This window comes from Achromobacter spanius (assembly GCF_002812705.1).
Lineage (GTDB): Bacteria > Pseudomonadota > Gammaproteobacteria > Burkholderiales > Burkholderiaceae_B > Achromobacter > Achromobacter spanius.
The window spans coordinates 1,927,831-1,945,669 of record NZ_CP025030.1; the positions used below are offsets into that span (position 1 = coordinate 1,927,831).

Annotated in this window: 16 protein-coding genes; 14 read left to right on the forward strand and 2 right to left on the reverse strand. The window is 65.5% G+C overall.

From position 1 onward, the window contains the following. The first annotated feature begins 9 nt into the window (after positions 1-9). From CVS48_RS08785 to CVS48_RS08820, 8 genes are all read left to right on the forward strand, one after another. Positions 10-1,239, forward strand: coding sequence for an MFS transporter (locus CVS48_RS08785; protein ID WP_100854103.1), 1,230 nt, complete (start codon positions 10-12; stop codon positions 1,237-1,239). 271 nt (positions 1,240-1,510) lie between these two features. After that, positions 1,511-2,149: a 3-oxo-tetronate 4-phosphate decarboxylase gene (otnC, locus tag CVS48_RS08790; RefSeq protein ID WP_100854104.1), complete on the forward strand. Its 639-nt coding sequence runs from the start codon at positions 1,511-1,513 to the stop codon at positions 2,147-2,149. A 74-nt stretch (positions 2,150-2,223) separates the two neighbouring features. Next, the gene (locus tag CVS48_RS08795) at positions 2,224-3,588 is read left to right on the forward strand and encodes an MFS transporter (RefSeq protein WP_242001336.1); all 1,365 of its coding nucleotides are present in this window, start codon (positions 2,224-2,226) and stop codon (positions 3,586-3,588) included. A 54-nt stretch (positions 3,589-3,642) separates the two neighbouring features. Further along, entirely contained in the window at positions 3,643-4,428 is a 786-nt protein-coding gene (otnI, locus tag CVS48_RS08800) for a 2-oxo-tetronate isomerase (protein WP_100854105.1), read from the forward strand. A gap of 25 nt (positions 4,429-4,453) precedes the next feature. Continuing rightward, positions 4,454-5,428, forward strand: coding sequence for a D-erythronate dehydrogenase (gene denD, locus CVS48_RS08805; protein WP_100854106.1), 975 nt, complete (start codon positions 4,454-4,456; stop codon positions 5,426-5,428). A 120-nt stretch (positions 5,429-5,548) separates the two neighbouring features. Then, positions 5,549-6,457, forward strand: a complete 909-nt coding sequence (ltnD, locus tag CVS48_RS08810) for an L-threonate dehydrogenase (protein WP_100854107.1) — start codon at positions 5,549-5,551, stop codon at positions 6,455-6,457. Then, positions 6,454-7,707 (forward strand): 3-oxo-tetronate kinase, encoded by a 1,254-nt coding sequence (otnK, locus tag CVS48_RS08815; protein WP_100854108.1) that lies wholly within the window; start codon positions 6,454-6,456, stop codon positions 7,705-7,707. The genes ltnD and otnK overlap by 4 nt, the downstream gene beginning before the upstream one ends. Positions 7,708-7,847: 140 nt before the next feature. Continuing rightward, a complete protein-coding gene (locus CVS48_RS08820; RefSeq protein WP_242001400.1) occupies positions 7,848-9,197 on the forward strand; it encodes an amino acid permease in 1,350 nt (449 codons plus the stop codon). Here CVS48_RS08820 and CVS48_RS08825 read toward each other — a convergent pair. Beyond that, positions 9,178-9,885, reverse strand: coding sequence for a FadR/GntR family transcriptional regulator (locus CVS48_RS08825; RefSeq protein ID WP_100854110.1), 708 nt, complete (start codon positions 9,883-9,885; stop codon positions 9,178-9,180). The genes CVS48_RS08820 and CVS48_RS08825 overlap by 20 nt on opposite strands. 101 nt (positions 9,886-9,986) lie before the next feature. Continuing rightward, the gene (locus CVS48_RS08830; protein WP_100854111.1) at positions 9,987-10,883 is read right to left on the reverse strand and encodes a LysR substrate-binding domain-containing protein; all 897 of its coding nucleotides are present in this window, start codon (positions 10,881-10,883) and stop codon (positions 9,987-9,989) included. Positions 10,884-11,031: 148 nt separating this feature from the next. On the opposite strand from CVS48_RS08830, the gene CVS48_RS08835 reads away from it, so the two are divergent. The 6 genes from CVS48_RS08835 (at position 11,032) to CVS48_RS08860 (ending at position 17,835) form a co-directional block, all read left to right on the forward strand. After that, positions 11,032-12,402, forward strand: coding sequence for an MFS transporter (locus tag CVS48_RS08835; RefSeq protein ID WP_100854112.1), 1,371 nt, complete (start codon positions 11,032-11,034; stop codon positions 12,400-12,402). Then, positions 12,399-13,496, forward strand: coding sequence for a M14 family metallopeptidase (locus CVS48_RS08840; RefSeq protein ID WP_100854113.1), 1,098 nt, complete (start codon positions 12,399-12,401; stop codon positions 13,494-13,496). The genes CVS48_RS08835 and CVS48_RS08840 overlap by 4 nt, the downstream gene beginning before the upstream one ends. Before the next feature lie 321 nt (positions 13,497-13,817). Next, entirely contained in the window at positions 13,818-14,621 is an 804-nt protein-coding gene (locus tag CVS48_RS08845; protein WP_100857573.1) for an ABC transporter permease, read from the forward strand. Between the two features lie 4 nt (positions 14,622-14,625). Beyond that, a complete protein-coding gene (locus tag CVS48_RS08850) occupies positions 14,626-15,672 on the forward strand; it encodes an ABC transporter ATP-binding protein (RefSeq protein ID WP_100854114.1) in 1,047 nt (348 codons plus the stop codon). A gap of 8 nt (positions 15,673-15,680) precedes the next feature. Next, complete coding sequence (locus CVS48_RS08855; RefSeq protein ID WP_100854115.1) at positions 15,681-16,562, forward strand: ABC transporter permease; 882 nt, start codon at positions 15,681-15,683, stop codon at positions 16,560-16,562. Between the two features lie 25 nt (positions 16,563-16,587). After that, a complete protein-coding gene (locus CVS48_RS08860; RefSeq protein WP_100854116.1) occupies positions 16,588-17,835 on the forward strand; it encodes a metal-dependent hydrolase family protein in 1,248 nt (415 codons plus the stop codon). Positions 17,836-17,839 lie beyond the last annotated feature (4 nt).

Here is a 17,839-nt window from a genome sequence, read left to right on the forward strand (position 1 = left end):
AGACAAGCCATGCAATGGTATAGAGAGCTGAACAAGACCGAACGCCGCACCTTCATTGCCGCGTTCGGCGGATGGGCCATCGACGCCCTGGACTTCATGGTGTTCACCTTCGTGATCGCCACGCTGATGACCCTGTGGGGCATCGACAAGGGCCAGGCGGGAATGCTGGGCACGGTAACGCTGCTGTTCTCCGCCATCGGCGGTTGGCTGGCCGGCATTCTGGCCGACCGCTATGGCCGCGTGCGCGTCCTGCAGTACACGATCCTGTGGTTTTCGGCGTGCACCGTGGCCATTGGCTTTGCGCAGAACTTCGAGCAGTTGTTCGTGCTGCGCGCGTTGCAAGGCCTGGGCTTTGGCGGCGAGTGGGCCGTGGGCTCGGTGTTGATGGGCGAGATCGTGCGCGCCGAACACCGGGGCAAAGCGGTGGGCACCGTGCAAAGCGGCTGGGCCGTGGGGTGGGGCGCAGCGGCGGTCTTGTACACCGTGGCGTTCTCATTGTTGCCGCCCGAATGGGCATGGCGCAGCCTGTTCTGGATCGGCGTGCTGCCCGCCTTCCTGGTGCTGTACATCCGCAAGAACGTGCCCGAACCCGAAGTGTTCAAGCGCGCCCAGGCCAAGGTGCAGGCGGGCGAGGCGCGCGCGTCGTTCTGGACGATCTTTTCGCCCGCGCTGATCAAGACCACCGTCATCACGGCCATTCTCTGCACCGGCGTGCAGGGCGGTTACTACGCCATCACCACGTGGTTGCCGACGTACCTGAAGGTGGAGCGCCAACTGTCGGTGCTCAACACGGGTGGTTACCTGATGGTCATTATTTTCGGCTCGTTCTGCGGCTACATTGCGGGGGCTTATCTGGCCGACCGCCTGGGCCGTCGCGCAAACCTGTTGATCTTCTCGGTGCTGTCGACCATCAGCGTTTATGTGTACACGCAGGTGCCGCTGACCGATCACCAGATGCTGTTCCTGGGGTTCCCGCTGGGCTTTGCCGCGTCGGGCATTTTCAGCGGCATCGGCGCTTACCTGACCGAGTTGTTCCCGTCGGGCGTGCGGGCATCGGGCCAGGGTTTTGCCTACAACTTCGGGCGCGGCATCGGTGCGCTGTTTCCCAGCCTGGTCGGCTTTCTTAGCCAGACGCACGGGCTGGGTTGGGCCATCGGCGCGTTTGCCACGGGGGCGTACGCGGTGGTGATCGTGACGGCGCTGCTCTTGCCCGAGACGAAGGGGCGCGTGCTGGAATAAGCGCCGCGCAGGCTGTCTTTGCGTTCGCATAGACGCTGCTGTTCGCGTTAGTTCGCGCTAGTTTTCGTCCGTGGGGCCTGGGCATCTGCCCGGGCCTTTTGTTTGGCTGTTTAAGGGTTTACCCGATATGGCCGCGATCATTAAATTTGTATGATGACCCGATAAATTCAACACAAGAGACATCCCATCATGCTGGCCCAGCCGAGATCCGCGCCGAACTTTTCGCGCCGCTTATTCCAGACATGCACCCCTGCCGAACAGGGGTTTTTTCATGACTGATGAAACCCGAATCCGTGAGGAAATCTGCGTCGTCGGCGCCAGCCTCTATCAACGCGGCTACACCGTGGGCGCAGCCGGCAACATCAGCGCCCGGTTGGATGATGGATGGCTCATCACCCCGACCGACGCTTGCCTGGGGCGGCTGGACCCCGCCGATCTGGCCAAGGTCGACCTGGACGGCAACTGGGTGTCCGGCGCCAAGCCGTCCAAGACGCTGGTGCTGCATCAGGGGATCTATCGCGCCAGCCCCGAATCGCGCGGCATCATCCACACGCATTCCACGCATCTGGTGGCCTTGACGCTAGCCGGCGTGTGGCGGCCTGACGAAGTGCTGCCGCCCATCACGCCCTACCAGGTCATGAAGGTGGGGCGCATTCCCTTGATCGCTTATCGCCGGCCGGGCGACCCGCAAGCCGCCGCCGAGGTGGCCGCCGTGGCGGGCCAGGTGCGCGGCGCCTTGTTTGAAAGGCTGGGGCCGGTGGTGTGGGAACGCTCGGTGGCGCACGCGTCGTATGCGCTGGAAGAGCTGGAAGAAACCGCCCGCCTGTGGCTGATGAGCCAGCCGCGCCCCGCGCCGCTGTCCGCCCAGGCCATTGATGAGCTTCGCGCCACCTTCGGCGCGCGCTACTAGTTCCCTCACCTGTACAAAGCCGTCTGGCCGCCGTGTGGCGGACCGGGTCGGCGCATTCCTTTTGGAGACGATGCATGCCCCCGATGGATTTGACGTCCGGCACGGCGCCTGGCAAACCCGGTATCCCCAACACCGCCGCCACTGCCGGCGCGCCACAGCCAGACTCCCTGGAAACCGCGCGCGCCTACGCCAAGGTGTTCTGGCGGCTCGTGCCGTTCTTGATGCTTTGCTATGTCATCGCCTATCTGGACCGCGTCAACGTCGGCTTCGCCAAGCTGCAAATGTCGCAAGACCTGGGCTTCAGCGAAACCGTGTTCGGCCTGGGCGCCGGCGTTTTCTTCATCGGCTACTTCCTTTTTGAAGTGCCCAGCAACCTGCTCATGCACCGCCTGGGCGCGCGCGTCTGGATCGCGCGCATCATGATCACCTGGGGCATTCTTTCCGGCATGTTCATGTTCGTGGAAACGCCCACCGGCTTCTACATCCTGCGCTTCCTGCTTGGCCTGGCCGAAGCGGGTTTCTACCCCGGCGTCATTCTGTACCTTACCTACTGGTATCCCGCGCATCGCCGCGCCAAGATCATCGCGCTGTTCATGTCCGCCATTCCCGTGGCCGGCATATTCGGCAACCCGCTGTCGGGCTGGATCATGGAAGCGTTTCACGGCACGCACGGCTTGCAGGGCTGGCAGTGGATGTTCCTGATCGAAGCCATACCCGCGCTGCTCATCGGCGTGGTCACCATCATGTACCTGGACAACGGCATCTCCAGCGCCAAATGGCTGACGGCCGATGAAAAGCAGTTGCTGACGCGCGAGATCGAACAGGACCAGAAGCAGACCGGCACGCAAAAGCACTCGCTGCGCGCGGTGTTTTCCGACAAGCGCGTGTGGTGGATGTGCCTGATCTACTTCGCCTTCGTCGCGGGCCAGTACGGCCTGACCTTCTGGATGCCCACGCTGATCAAATCGACGGGTGTCACGGGCGCTTTCAACATCGGCTTGCTCAGCGCCATTCCGTTCATCTGCGCCATCATCGTGATGAACCTGTTGGGCCACTCGGCCGACAAGCGGCGCGAACGCCGCTGGCACTTGATCGTGCCGGCGCTGGCGGGCGCGGTGGGCTTCACCGCCGCGGCGTCCTTTGCCGACAGCACGGTTATTTCGCTGATCTGCCTGTCCCTGGCCGCCGCCGGCGTGCTGACGTGCGCGCCGCTGTTCTGGTCCTTGCCCACGGCCTTCTTGTCGGGCACCGCGGCGGCGGCGGGCATCGCCATCGTGAACTCGGTTGGCAACCTGGCCGGCTTCGCCAGCCCCTACATGATCGGCTACCTGAAAGACCTGACCCAATCCACCGCGTCCGGCATGTATGTGCTGGCCGCCGTGCTGGTCATCGGCGCCATCGCGGTCTGGTTCACGCCCGCCAAGCTGGTCAACCGTTAGTAGCCGACGGTTAATGGCCCGACGCCCACGCCACCCTAATCAATAAGGACCGCCATGCCGCGCCTGGCCGCCAACCTGACCATGATGTACAACGAGCACCCCTTCCTGGACCGCTTCCAGGCCGCCGCCAGCGACGGGTTCCAGGGGGTGGAGTTTCTGTTCCCCTACGACTTCGCCGCCGCCGACATCCGTGCGCGGCTGCAAGACAACGGGCTGACGCAAGCCTTGTTCAATGCACCGCCTGGTGATTGGGCGGCGGGCGAGCGCGGCATTGCGTCGCTGCCGGGCCGGGAAGACGAATTCCTGCGCGGCCTGGATCAGGCGCTGGCCTACGCGGCGCAATTGGGTAACCGCAGCCTGCACGTGATGGCGGGCCTGATTCGTCCGGATCAAGATCGCGCGGCGCATCGCGAGGTGTATGTGCGGAACCTGGCGCGCGCCGCCAGCGCCGCCGCGTCGGCGGGTATCACCGTAGTGATCGAACCCATCAACACGCGCGACATCCCCGGCTTCTTTCTGAACCGCCAAGACGAGGCCCAAGCGATCTGCGCCGAGGTTGGCGCGGCCAACCTGAAAGTGCAGTTCGATTGCTATCACTGCCAGATCGTCGAAGGCGATATCGCCGTGAAGCTGGAACGCGACATGGCCGGCATCGGGCACATCCAGATTGCCGGCGTGCCCGACCGCCACGAGCCCAACCTGGGCGAACTGAATTACCCCTATTTGTTCGACCGCATCGACGCGCTGGGCTATGCCGGCTGGGTCGGCTGCGAATACCGCCCCAAGGCCGGCACGCGCGCGGGCCTGGGCTGGGCCCAAGCCTATCTGGCCAAGCACTGAGTCAACAAGAAGCGAGCACCCCACCATGAAAATCCTGATCACCGGCGGCGCCGGATTCCTGGGCCAACGGCTGGCTCGACAACTGCTTGAGCAGGGCACGCTGACGCTGGACGCCAGCGGCCCGCAAGCCATCACGCGCATCGACCTGCTGGACGTCGTCAAGACCGACGCTTTCACAGACAAGCGCGTGCATTCGCGGGTGGGCGACATCGCCGACCCCACCGTGCTGCGCGACGCCATCGACACCGATACCCGCGCCATCTTCCACCTGGCGGCCATCGTCAGCGGGCAGGCCGAGGCGGATTTCGATCTGGGCATGCGCATCAACCTGGATGCCTCGCGCGCCTTGCTGGACGTTTGCCGCGCGCTGGGCCACCAGCCGCGCGTCATCTTCACCAGTTCGGTGGCGGTGTATGGCGGCGACTTGCCCGACACCGTGCGCGACGACACCGCCTTGAACCCGCAATCGTCCTACGGCACGCAGAAGGCCATTGCCGAACTGCTGCTGGCCGACTACACGCGGCGCGGCTTTGTGGACGGGCGCGTGCTGCGCCTGCCCACCATCAGCGTGCGTCCCGGCCGACCCAACGCGGCCGCCTCGTCGTTTGCCAGCGGCATCATCCGCGAACCGCTCAGTGGCGAAGCCGCCGTGTGCCCGGTGGGCCCCGACACGCGCCTGTGGCTGCTGTCGCCCCGCGGCGCCATCCAGGCGCTGATCGCCGGTTGCGAACTGCCCGCTGACGCCGTGGCCGACCGCGCGCCGATCAACCTGCCGGGCGTGTCCGTCACCGTGGCCGACATGGAGCAGGCGCTGCGCGACGTGGCGGGCGACGCGGTGGCCGATCGCATCACCTGGCGGCCGGATGAACGGGTGGAACGCATCGTGGGCAGTTGGCCCGGCCGCTGGGACACCAGCCGCGCCAACCGTCTGGGCCTGGCGGGCGACAAGAGCTTTGGCGACATCATCCGCGCTTACCTGGCCGACGACCTGCCGCGCTGACGCGCAGCGCGACACCTCCTCCGTATCGACACGCCGTATTGACATGCGACGGGCCGTACCGCCATTCCGTATCGACACTTTCCTATCGCCATTCCCATCGACATTCCGGACGACACCGCCATGAGCCATCCGCAACCCTCACCCCGCCGCGTCGGCGTCATCGGCCTGGGCGCCATGGGCGCGGGCATTGCCCAAAGCCTGCGCCGCGCCGGCCACGATGTGCACGTCTATGACATCCGCCCCGAGGCCGCCGCCGCCTTCGCCGCCCAAGGCGGCGTGGCCTGCGCCACATTGGCCGACATGGCCGCCGCCTGCGACATCGTGGTCAGCGTGGTCGTCAACGCGCAGCAGACCGAAGCCGTGTTGTATGGCGACGGCGGTATCGCCGCCGCCTTGCGCCCCGGCGCCGTGTTCGTGATGTGCTCCACCGTGGACCCCAACTGGTCCATCGCGCTGGAGTCGCACCTGGCCGAATTGGGGGTGTTGTACCTGGACGCGCCGATCTCGGGCGGGGCGGCCAAGGCCGCCGCCGGCCAGATGACGATGATGACGGCGGGCAGCGCGGCGGCCTACGCCGCCTGCGGCGCGGTGCTGGAATCCATGGCCGGCAAGGTCTACCGGCTGGGCGACCGCGCGGGCGCGGGCAGCAAGGTCAAGATCATCAACCAACTGCTGGCCGGCGTGCACATTGCCGTTGCCGCCGAAGCCATGGCGCTGGGCTTGCGCGAAGGCGTGGATGCGGACGCGCTGTACGAGGTCATCACGCACAGCGCCGGCAATAGCTGGATGTTCGAGAACCGCATGCCCCATGTCTTGGCGGCGGACTACACGCCCTTGTCGGCCGTGGATATTTTTGTGAAGGACCTGGGGCTGGTGCTGGACACCGCGCGGCACAGCAAGTTTCCGCTGCCGCTGGCGTCCACCGCACATCAGATGTTCATGCAGGCGTCTACGGCCGGGCATGGCCGCGAGGACGACAGCGCCGTCATCAAGATTTTTCCTGGCATCAGCTTGCCGGAGGCCAAATGAGTATCAAACTGGGCTGTATCGCCGACGACTTTACGGGCGCCACCGATCTGGCCAACAACCTGGTGCGCGCGGGCATGCGCACGGTGCAAACCATAGGCGTACCGGGCGAGCCCTTGCGCGCCGACGCGGACGCCGTGGTGGTGGCATTGAAAACGCGCACGCTGCCGGTGGAAGACGCCGTGGCGCAATCCCTGGCCGCGCTGGAATGGTTGCAGCAGCAAGGCGCCGAGCAGATCTATTTCAAGTACTGCTCCACCTTCGACAGCACGCCGGACGGCAATATCGGGCCGGTGACCGATGCCTTGATGACGCAGCTGGGCACGACGTTCACCATCGCCACGCCCGCGTTTCCCGATAACAAGCGCACCGTCTTCAAGGGCTATCTCTTTGCGGGCGACGTGCTGCTGAACGAATCGGGCATGCAGCATCACCCGCTGACGCCGATGACCGACGCAAACCTCGTGCGCGTGTTGCAGGCGCAGACCACGCGCAAGGTCGGGCTGATCGACTACAGCGTGGTGGCCGCGGGGGCCGACGCGATTCTTGCGCGCGTGCAGGCGTTGCAAGGCGAGGGCGTGGAGATTGCGATTGTGGATGCGGTGTCCAACGATGATCTGCTGCGGCTGGGCCCGGCGCTGCGCGGCATGCCGCTGGTGACGGCGGGCTCCGGCGTGGCGATCGGCCTGCCGGGCAACTGGGGCCTGGCGCCCACCAGCGCCGCCAGCCAGGTTCGCGCGCCCGGCTTGCAGGCCGTGGTGGCGGGTAGCTGCTCCAGCGCCACCAATGCGCAGGTGGCGGCATTCATCGACAGCGGTCGGCCGGCGCTGGCGCTGGACCCGATGCGGCTGGCAACGGACGAGGATGTGGTGGCGCAGGTGCTGGACTGGGCCGAGCCGCGCATGCAGGACGGCCCGGTGCTGGTCTATTCCACCGCCGAGCCCGATGCCGTCAAGGCGGCGCAAGGCGCGCTGGGCGTGGCGCGCGCGGGCGCGCTGATCGAGGCGGCCATTGCGCGCACCGCGGTCGGGCTGGTTGAACGCGGCGTGCGCCAATTGATTGTCGCGGGCGGCGAAACGTCCGGCGCCGTGGTGCAGGCGCTGGGCTTGCAGCAGATGGCCATCGGCGAGCAGATCGACCCAGGCGTGCCGTGGTGCGCCGGCTACACGCCGGTGGCGCGTGGCGACGTCAGCATCGCGCTGAAGTCCGGCAATTTCGGCACGCGGGATTTTTTCACCAAGGCATTCGGCTAAGGCCGGAAATAGAAGCAGACGCAGCAGCAAAAAGCGGCAGCAGAAGCAGCAAAAGCAGCAGCAGTAGAAACAGGAGCAGGGCATTGGCCAGCAAACAAAACACCGAGCTCAAGGGTGGCTTGAAGTCGCGCCACCTGACGATGATGTCGATCGCCGGGGTCATCGGGGCGGCGTTGTTCGTCGGGTCCGGCAAGCAGATCGCGCTGGCGGGGCCGGCCGTCATCCTGGCGTACCTGGGCGGCGGCATCCTGGTCATTCTGGCCATGCGCATGCTGGGAGAAATGGCTGTTGCGCAGCCCGACACGGGGTCGTTCTCCACCTACGCCGACCGCGCCATCGGGCGCTGGGCCGGCTTCACCATCGGTTGGCTGTACTGGTATTTCTGGGCCTTGCTGATGGGCTGGGAAGCCTATGTGGCCGGGCAGATCCTGCACGGCTGGTTTCCGATGGTTCCCGACTGGGGCTATGCGCTCTTCATCACTGTGGCGCTCATCGTCGTCAACTTCATGAACGTGCGCAACTACGGCGAATTCGAATTCTGGTTCGCGCTGATCAAGGTGATTGCCATCGTGGCGTTCCTGGTCATCGGCAGCCTGGCGGTGGTGCATCTGTGGCCCTGGGGCGAAGCGCGCGGCGTGTCGCAATTGACGGCGCAGGGCTTTATGCCCAATGGCATCAAGTCGGTAGTGGTGGCCATGCTGGGCGTGATGTTCGCCTTCATCGGCGCGGAAATCGTCACGGTGGCCGCCGCCGAATCCGCCGACCCCGCGCGTGAAATCATCAGGACCACGCGCTCGGTAGTGTGGCGGATCTGCCTGTTCTACGTGGGCTCCATCTTCATCATCGTCTGCCTGGTGCCGTACAACGATCCGCAACTGTCGCAGCCCACGCACGGCAGCTATAACGTGGCGCTCAGCAGGTTGGGCGTTCCGTACGCGCAGGCCATCGTCAACTTCATCGTGCTGACGTCCGTGTGCAGTTGCTTCAATTCGGCCTTGTACACGGCGTCGCGCATGCTGTATTCGCTGTCGCGGCGGGGCGACGCGCATCGCATCATGCAGGTGACCGGCCGCCGCACCGGCACGCCGTATGTGGGCGTGCTGATTTCCAGCGCGTTCGCGTTCGTGGCGGTGTGGATGATGGCCACGTCCAAGATGGATCTGTACGACGTGCTGATGCAGGCTACCGGCACCATCGCGTTGTTCGTGTATCTGGCCATTGCGCTGTCGCAGTTGCGCATGCGCTACCGGCTGCAGGCGCAAGGCGTGGAGCTGACGTTCAAGATGTGGCTGTTTCCGTGGCTGACCTATGCGGTCATCGTGTGCATCATCGCCGCGTTGATTACGATGGTGGTGGAAGGCACGTATCGAAACGAAGTTGCCTACACGTCCTTGCTGGCGGGCGTGATCGTGCTGATGGGTTTGATCGCGCAGCGCTGGGGCATCGGCACCCGCCGGCGGCGCGAGCAGCTCAGCGGTGCGCCTGGCTAAGGCGCTTGGCCGCGTTCACCATGTGGATGCGCGCCGCCTCGCGCGCGCCTTCCACGTCTTGCCGGCGGATGGCTTCGACGATGGCGAGGTGTTCTTGCAGCACGTCGCGCATCAGGTCGGCATGGCGGGCTTCGTTGCCGCGCGTCACGCGGGTGGCGGCTTCCAGGAACTGGCTGACGAACGCCAGCGTGGTCAGGAAATAGGGGTTGCCGGTGGCGCGCGCAATGCTGCGGTGAAACGCCACGTCTTCCTTCACGCCGTCGCCGCCGTCCGCCACCGCTTGTGAAATCGCGGCTAGCGCGCGGTCAATCTCGACCATGTCGCGCTTCTTGCGCATCGCTGCCGCCTGGGCCGCGATTTCGGTTTCCAGCGCGCGGCGCAAATCCACAATGTGCAGCACTGCGTCCAGTGAACTGAGTTCGGTGGCGTCGATGCGCAAGGCCCGGTTGCCCGTCAGCCCGGTCACGTACACGCCGCTGCCTTGCCGCGCTTCCACGATGCCGTCCTGCCGCAGCCGCGACACCGCTTCGCGGATGACGGTGCGGCTGACGCCAAACTGCTCGGCCAGCGCGGCTTCGGTGGGCAGCTTTTCACCCGGCAGCACGCGGCCTTCGTCGATTTCGGCGAGCAGGCGCTTGGCGACCGTGTCGGTCAACGTGGGCGGGGACGGAAGTCGGGGGAACACCATGGATCTTGACTGCGAGGGAGGGAGCGGCCGGCAAGGGTCAGCGGCCGGTTTCAAGGCCGTCGGCGGGCACGGCGCCCATGATAACCGGTCCTCTATCAACGCTAGCGTGTTGGCGAGGCATGGGGGTTGAGCAGGCAATCGATAAAGCACTGCGCGGCGGGCGTGGGTGGGGAATCGGCGCGGGTCAGGATGGACACGCGCGCGGCCGGTAGTTCATGGGACAAGGGCACCATGCGCAGGTCGCGCGGCAGCAGCCGGTGGTCAAACAGATTGCGCACGAAGATGCCCAGCGCGTCGCTGTCGGCAATGATGGCCAACGCCACCGCAATCGACTGGCACGGAATCACGTCGCGCGGCGCGGGCAGCTTGTGCGCTTCAAAGGCCAGCCGCAGCAGGTTGGCGGGCGCCTGGATGTTGCCGGGCAGCAGCCACAGCGCGTCGTGCAAGTCGGCCAGCGTGCGTGCGTGGCGCAAGGGGTGGCCCGCGCGCGCGCCCACCGCCAGCGGCAGCGTGAACAGCGTGGTACGGGCAAAGCCGTCGTCGATGTCGCCGTCGTATTCGGTTTGCACCAGGAAGTCGTAGCGGCCGGATTCTAGTTGTTCGTGGCTGAAGGGCGGCGCCACTTCATTGAAGGCCACCGCCACGCGCGGCATGCGCGTTCGAAACGCCGCCAGCGCGGCGGGCAGCACCGTCAAGGCAGCCGAACTGATGGCCAGGTTCAAGGAACCCCCTTCGCCGTCGCGCATTTGCCCGATCTCTTCCTGGGCGCGCCGCGCCTCTTGCAGGATCACCACGGCGCGCTTGTACAGCGCCGCGCCATAAGGCGTCAGCTCGACGCCGCGCGCGCTGCGGCGCACCAGTTCGGCGCCCACGCTTTGCTCAAGCTCGCGCAGGCTGCGCGTGGCGGCCGGCTGCGTCACGAACAGGGCGCGCGCGGCCGCGCGGATGCTGCCGTGTTCGGCAATCAGGACAAAGGCGCGCAGTTGACGAAGGTTCATGGGCCAGGGCTATAACAAAAAGGTTTCACTGGAACAAAAATACTGTCTTTTCCTTATCGTGCGCCATCCGTATATTCACGCGGATGGGGCGGGCTTAGAGGGCCGGGTGGTCCCCGCACCGCCTCGCCACGGACATCAAGGGGAAAACATGTCTATCGCCATCGCCGCCGCGTCCGGCGGGCAGCAGCCTTTGCATTCGTCGACGATGCGCCGGCGCGTGATCGCCGGCACCACCATCGGCAACGCGCTGGAGTTCTTCGACTTCACCGTCTTCACGTTCCTGATGCTGGTCATCGGGCCGCTGTTCTTTCCGGCCGCCTCCAGCTACGGCCAACTGCTGCTGACCACCGCCACCTTTGGCGTGGGCTTCTTGATGCGGCCGGTGGGCGGCATGCTGATTGGTTCCTACGCCGACCGCCACGGCCGCCGCGCCGCCATGACGCTGACCCTGTGGCTGATGGGCCTGGGTTGCGCGCTGATCGCCGCCGCGCCCACGTACGCGCAGATGGGTGTGGCCGGACCGGTGCTGATGGTGCTGGCGCGCTTGATCCAGGGTTTCGCCGCGGGTGGCGAGGTGGGGGCGTCGACCACGCTGCTGGTTGAGCACGCGCCCGCCAACCAGCGCGGCTTTTACTCAAGCTGGCAGTTCGGCAGCCAGTCGCTGGGGGTGATGCTGGGCGCGCTGACCGTGGCGCTGCTGACGGCCACGCTCAGCAAGGACCAGATGCAAGCCTGGGGCTGGCGCGTGCCCTTCGTGATTGGCATCCTGACCGTGCCGGTGGGCGCCTATATCCGCCGCAACCTGGAGGAAACTCTGGAACCCCAGCTACAAGCCACCCCGGCTTCCACGCCAACCGCCACGCATGCGCGCGAGGCCGTGCATGCCGCGCCCACCCACCAGCCGCTGCGCCGCGTCTTCACCGAACACAAGGCGCTGGTCGTCAAGGGCATCCTGCTGGTCATCGGCGGCATGGTATGCGCGCAGATCATCGGCTTCTACATGCCCGCCTACGCCAATAAAGAGCTGGGCCTGCCCGCCACGTCCACGCTGTTCGCCAGCGTGGTGCTGGGCGCCATCGGCTTTGTGCTTGCGCCCTTTGTCGGCATGCTGGCCGATCGGGTGGGCCGCAAGAAGGTCATCTTCTGGTCGCGCGCGGCCACGGTGTGCGCCTTGTTGCCCTGCTTTCAGTGGCTGGTATCCGCGCCCAGTACGGCGCGGCTGATGACGGTGATTGCGTTGCTGGCCGTGTTGCTGGCTTTGCAGACGGCGCCGGTGATCACGATGCTGCCCGAACTGTTTCCGAAGGCGGTGCGCACCACCGGGATGTCTGTCGTGTATGGTCTGGGCATCTCGGTTTTTGGCGGCTTTGCGCAGTTCTTCGTGACCTGGCTGCTGCACGTCACCGGCAACCCGATGGCGCCCGCCTGGTACTTGATGGTGACCGTGACGCTTTCCACCGTGGTGCTGTTCTGGATACAGGACCGCACCGGCCATGCAATCGACACTCAGGAGGCATGATGCCCAGCAGTACGAGCTACTTCCCCCGCAGCTACGCGGAATCGCGCGAACGATTCCTGGCCGACGCCGAGCGCCTGGGCGCCTCGGTCGCGTCCTACCCGATCGATGCGCGCGGCAGCGAGGGCGAAGCCTTGGCTACCGACGTGGCGCTGATCGGCGCGCCCAACGCGCAACGTCTGTTGATCGTGACGTCGGCCACGCACGGCGTTGAAGGTTTCTGCGGCGCGGGCTGCCAGTTTGCCTTGATGGATGACGCCCCGATGTTGAAGCGCGCGCGCCAGGCGGGCGTGGCCCTGCTGCTGGTGCACGCGGTGAACCCTTACGGTTATTCGTGGATGGCGCGCACCGACGAAGGCAACGTCGATTTGAACCGCAACGTCCAGCCCTTTGACGGCACGCCGCTGCCGGCGAACCCGGGCTATGGCGCGCTGCATCCGCTGCTGCTGCCGGCGCAATGGCCGCCGTCGGAAGACAACCAGCGCGACGTGGCCCGCTATGTGGCCGAACATGGGCAAGCCGCGTTTGCGCAAGCCGTGTCGCGCGGCCAATACACCCACGCCGATGGCCTCTTCTACGGCGGCGCCGCACCTGCCGCCTCGCGCGAAAACCTGCGCCGCATCCTGGAAACCCATGCCAGCCCCTACGCGCATATCGGCTGGATCGACGTGCATACCGGGCTGGGTCCGCGCGGCCACGGCGAAAAAATCTACGCCGGTCGCCGCAATGACGCCGAAGTGGCGCGCGCGCGCCAATGGTGGGGCCTGGACATCGCGGTGCCGTTCCAGGGCACGTCGGCCTCGGTGGACATTACCGGCCACCTGGCCAGCCTGATCTACCAGGCGTGCCCACAGTCGTCGCCCACGCTGATGGCCCTGGAATACGGCACGGTGCCTTTCGACGACGTGGTGCTGGCGCTGCGCGGCCGCAACTGGCTGCGGGCAAACCCCGATGCCCCCGCCGCGCTGCGCCGCGACATCCTGCAAGCTACGCAAGACGCTTTCTATTGCCACGCCTACGACTGGCACGGCATGGTGCTGGGCCAAAGCCGCGTGGCCGTGCTGCAAGCGCTGTGCGGGCTTGAAGCCGCGCAGTGACGTCAGGCGCTAGACCAGCGCCGCAATCCTTCAATGTAAACCTTGGGTGCAACCCGCCGCCGCCATGATGCGGTGGCGGGTTGCACCCGCGTGTTTGCACCGTGCTACGGAATTACCCGCGTGAAATGCCCCATGTTGGGTAATCCCTAGTTGAGCCGCGCAGCAACCCGTCGATATGCTTCGGTTAACCGAAGGAATCAAAGAGTTCCAACCGGAGGAGTTTCAAACCGAGCCGGCACCTCGCTGACAAGGAAACAGGATTTGCATAGCGCGCCTCCTTTGAACTCGGCCGTCGCGGCCACCCGGGTCAAGCCTATTCGCATGATTCCGTGGGCAACGTGGCTGCATCGGGTCTTCGTCGTATTGATGTATGCGTTCATGCTCTGCCCCATCGTGCTGGTGGTCTGGTTGAGCTTCTTCAAGGACGCCATCCTCTATTTCCCCCCGTCCGGCTACACGCTGTCCTGGTACGTGAAAGCGTGGGACAACCCCGCGTTCGCCAACGGCTTCCTGTTCAGCCTGCAAGTGTCGCTGGTGGCCGCCGCCATCGGCGTGGTGATGGGCGTGCTGGCCGCCGTCGGCATCGCGCGTTACCGCTTCCAGGGCAGCAAGGGCGTCAACACCTTGCTGCTGTCGCCTTTGCTGATACCCGGCATCGTGGCGGGCGTGGGCATCTACCTGTTTTATCTGCGCGCTGAAGAAGTGCTGGACCAGGACATCGTCGGCACCTTCGGCGGCCTGATCATCGCGCACGTCTGCCTGACAATTCCCTGGACGGTGCGTTTGGTGACGGCCGGCATGGCCGGGCTGGATGGCTCCATCGAGGAAGCCGCGCGCAATCTGGGCGCCAGCGCGCCCAAAGCCTTCATGCGCGTGACGCTGCCCATGCTGCGCCCGTCCATCGTGGCGGCCGCGCTGTTCAGTTTCGTGGTGTCTTTTGAAAACCTGGAACTGTCGCTCTCGCTGGTGGGGCCGGGCCGCACCACGCTGCCGATCGCCATCATGCAGTACCTGGAATTCAATCTGGACCCGACCATCGCTTCGGTGGCTTCGGTGCAAATCTTGCTGTTGGGCATCATCATGCTTGTGACCGACCGCTATGTGAAACTCAGTCAGGTGGTGTAAGAAAATGGCGAAGGTCTCAATCGAGAATATCCGCAAGCAGTTCGGTGCGGCGGTGGCGGTATCCGACTTTTCACTGGAGATCGCGGAAGGCGAGCTGGTCACGTTCCTGGGCCCCAGCGGCTGCGGCAAGACGACGACCTTGCGTATGATCGCCGGCTTTATCACCCCCACGGCCGGCCGCATTCTTATCGGCGACACCGACGTGACCCGGCTGCCGGTGCACAAGCGCGACACCGGCATGGTGTTCCAGCGATATGCGCTGTTTCCGCACATGACGGTGGCCGAGAACGTGGCCTTCGGGCTGGAAATGCACAAGGTGCCCAAGGCCGAGCGCGACGCGAAGATACGCCGCGTGCTGGACATGGTGCGCATGACCGAACTGCGCGACCGCTATCCGCGCCAGTTGTCGGGCGGCCAGCAGCAGCGCGTGGCGATTGCGCGCGCGCTGGCCATCGAACCCAAGGTGTTCTTGCTGGACGAACCCTTGTCCAACCTGGACGCCAAGCTGCGGCTGGAAGTTCGCGAGGAAATCCGTTCCTTGCAGCAGCGCCTGGGGCTGACCACCGTGTTTGTCACGCACGATCAGGAAGAGGCCCTGGCGATTGCCGACCGCATGGCCATCATGCACGACGGCATCGTGCAGCAAGTGGGCGCGCCCGACACCTTGTATGAACACCCCGCCAATCTGTTCGTGGCCGACTTCCTGGGCAAGATGAACGTGTTCACCGGGCGTGGCCAGGCCGACAACCAGTTTCACACCGACGCGGGCCAGCGTATCGCCACGCCGGGCGGGGCAGGGGCCACGCATGTGGGCGTGCGGCCCGAGCGCGTGCGGCTGGCCGAACAGCCTTCGGGCGGCAATGCTTTGGCGGGTGTGGTGGAGTCGTCGCTGTACCTGGGGTCGGTGCTGGAAGTGCGCGTGCAGCTGGAAGGCGGCAACCGCATGATCAGCCAGGTGGCCAATGGCGGCGCGGGCCGCGCGCAGCCGGCGCCCGGTGCGCGCGTGTACGCGTGCTTCGAGCCCGAAGACTGCGTGGCCTTCACACAATAGGAGCCGCCATGACGACTGCAACCGTAGACGGGCGGCCCAGCCGCTGGCTGGGGCCCGGGCTGGCCTTTCCGGCATCGCTGGTGGTGCTGGTGATCATCATGGTGCCCATCCTGCAATTGGCGCGCTACAGCTTCAACCAGTTCGACCCGGCGGAGCTGATGCAAACCGCCTTCACCTTCGACAACTACGCCAAGTTCTTTGGCGATGCCTATTACCGCGACATCTTCTTCACCACCTTGTGGGTGGCGGGGCTATGCACGGTGCTGGCGCTGGTGCTGGGCTTTCCGGTGGCGTACTTTCTGGCGCGCACGCAGAGTAAATACAAAAGCCTGTTCGTGATCCTGCTGGTGTTTCCGCTGATGGTGGGCAACGTGGTGCGCGCGGCGGGCTGGATGGTGGCGCTGGGCAATGCGGGCGTGGTGAACGCCGTGCTGCAGGGCCTGGGGCTGATCGACAAGCCCATCACGCTGATGTACACGCCCACGGCGGTGGTCATCGGCACCACGGCGGTCGTCATGCCCTACCTGATATTGACGCTGCAAAGCGTGCTGGAAGGCATGGACCTGTCGGTGGAAGAAGCCGCGCGCAACGTCGGCGCCAGCTTCTTCACCACGTTTCGCCGCATCGTGCTGCCCATTGCCGCGCCGGGCGTGGCGGCGGGCACGATGCTGGTGTTCATCTTGTGCATGAATGCCTACGCCACGCCGGTGCTGCTGGGCGGTTCCGGCCTGACGATGATGGCGCCCGCGCTGTATGACCAGATCACCCGTGCGTCGAACTGGCCGTTTGGCGCCGCGCTGGCCGTCATTCTGGTGTGCGGCACGCTGGTCATTGCACTGCTTTCGAACTGGCTGATTCATCGGCGCTACATCAAGACCATGGCGTCTTGAGCCCGAGCCACAACAAGGAAATTCCATGGCATCCGTATTGTTCAAGAACGCGAACCTGCTCGACCCCTTGCTGGCTGACCTGCAGGAAGGCCACCACGTGCTGGTCGAGGATGGCGTCATCAAGGAAGTGTCGGACAAGCCCATCACCAGCGCGTCGGCGCGGGTGATCGACGCCGCCGGCCGCACGCTGATGCCCGGCCTGATCGACCTGCACGTGCATGTGCTGGCCACCCAACTGAACCTGAGCACGCAAGGCGTGTTGCCCGATGCGCTGGTGATGATGCGTGCCGTGCCCATCATGGCGGCCATGCTGCGCCGGGGCTTCACCACCGTGCGCGATGCGGGCGGCGCCGGCTGGGGCTTGAAGTGCGCCGTCAACGAAGGCACGGTGAAGGGGCCGCGCCTGTTCATCTCGGGCCGCGCCATCAGCCAGACGGGCGGGCATGGTGACCCGCGTCCGCGTTCCGACCACCTGCGCCCGATGAGCTTTTGCGGCTGCTGCTTCCGCGCGGGTGACATCGGCCGCGTGGCCGATGGCATCGACGACGTGCGCAAGGCCGTGCGCCAGGAACTCCAGATGGGCGCGGATCAGATCAAGATGATGGCCTCGGGCGGCGTCGCATCGCCGACAGACCCCATTGCCTCCTTCGGCTATTCGGAAGAAGAAATCCGCGTCATCGTTGACGAAGCCGCCAGCCGCCAGACCTATGTGATGGCGCATTCCTACACGGCCGACGCCATCGAACGCGCCATCCGCAACGGCGTGCGCACCATTGAACACGGAAATTTGGTTGACGAGCGCGTGGCGCGCTTCATGGCCGAGAAGGGCGCGTTTGTGGTGCCCACGCTGGTGACCTATGAAGCGTTGGCCAACGAAGGCGCGGACTACGGCTTGCCGCCGGATTCGGTGGCGAAGATTGCCACGGTACGCACCGCCGGGCTGCATTCGCTGGAGATCTACAAGAAGGCGGGCGTGAAGATCGGCTACGGGTCTGATCTGCTGGGCCCGTCGCAGCGCCTGCAAAGCGATGAATTCCGGATCCGCAACGAAGTGCTGTCCGCGCAGGAAGTGATCCAGTGCGCCACCACGACCGCCGCCGAAGTGCTGAACCAGGTCGGCCAGTTGGGCCGCATCCAGGTGGGCGCGTTGGCGGACGTGCTGCTGGTGGATGGCAACCCGTATCGCGACCTGTCCTGCCTGCTGGGTCAGGGCGATCATATCGACCTCATCATGAAGGAAGGCGTCATCGAACATAACGGGCTGGGGGTGTAAGCGC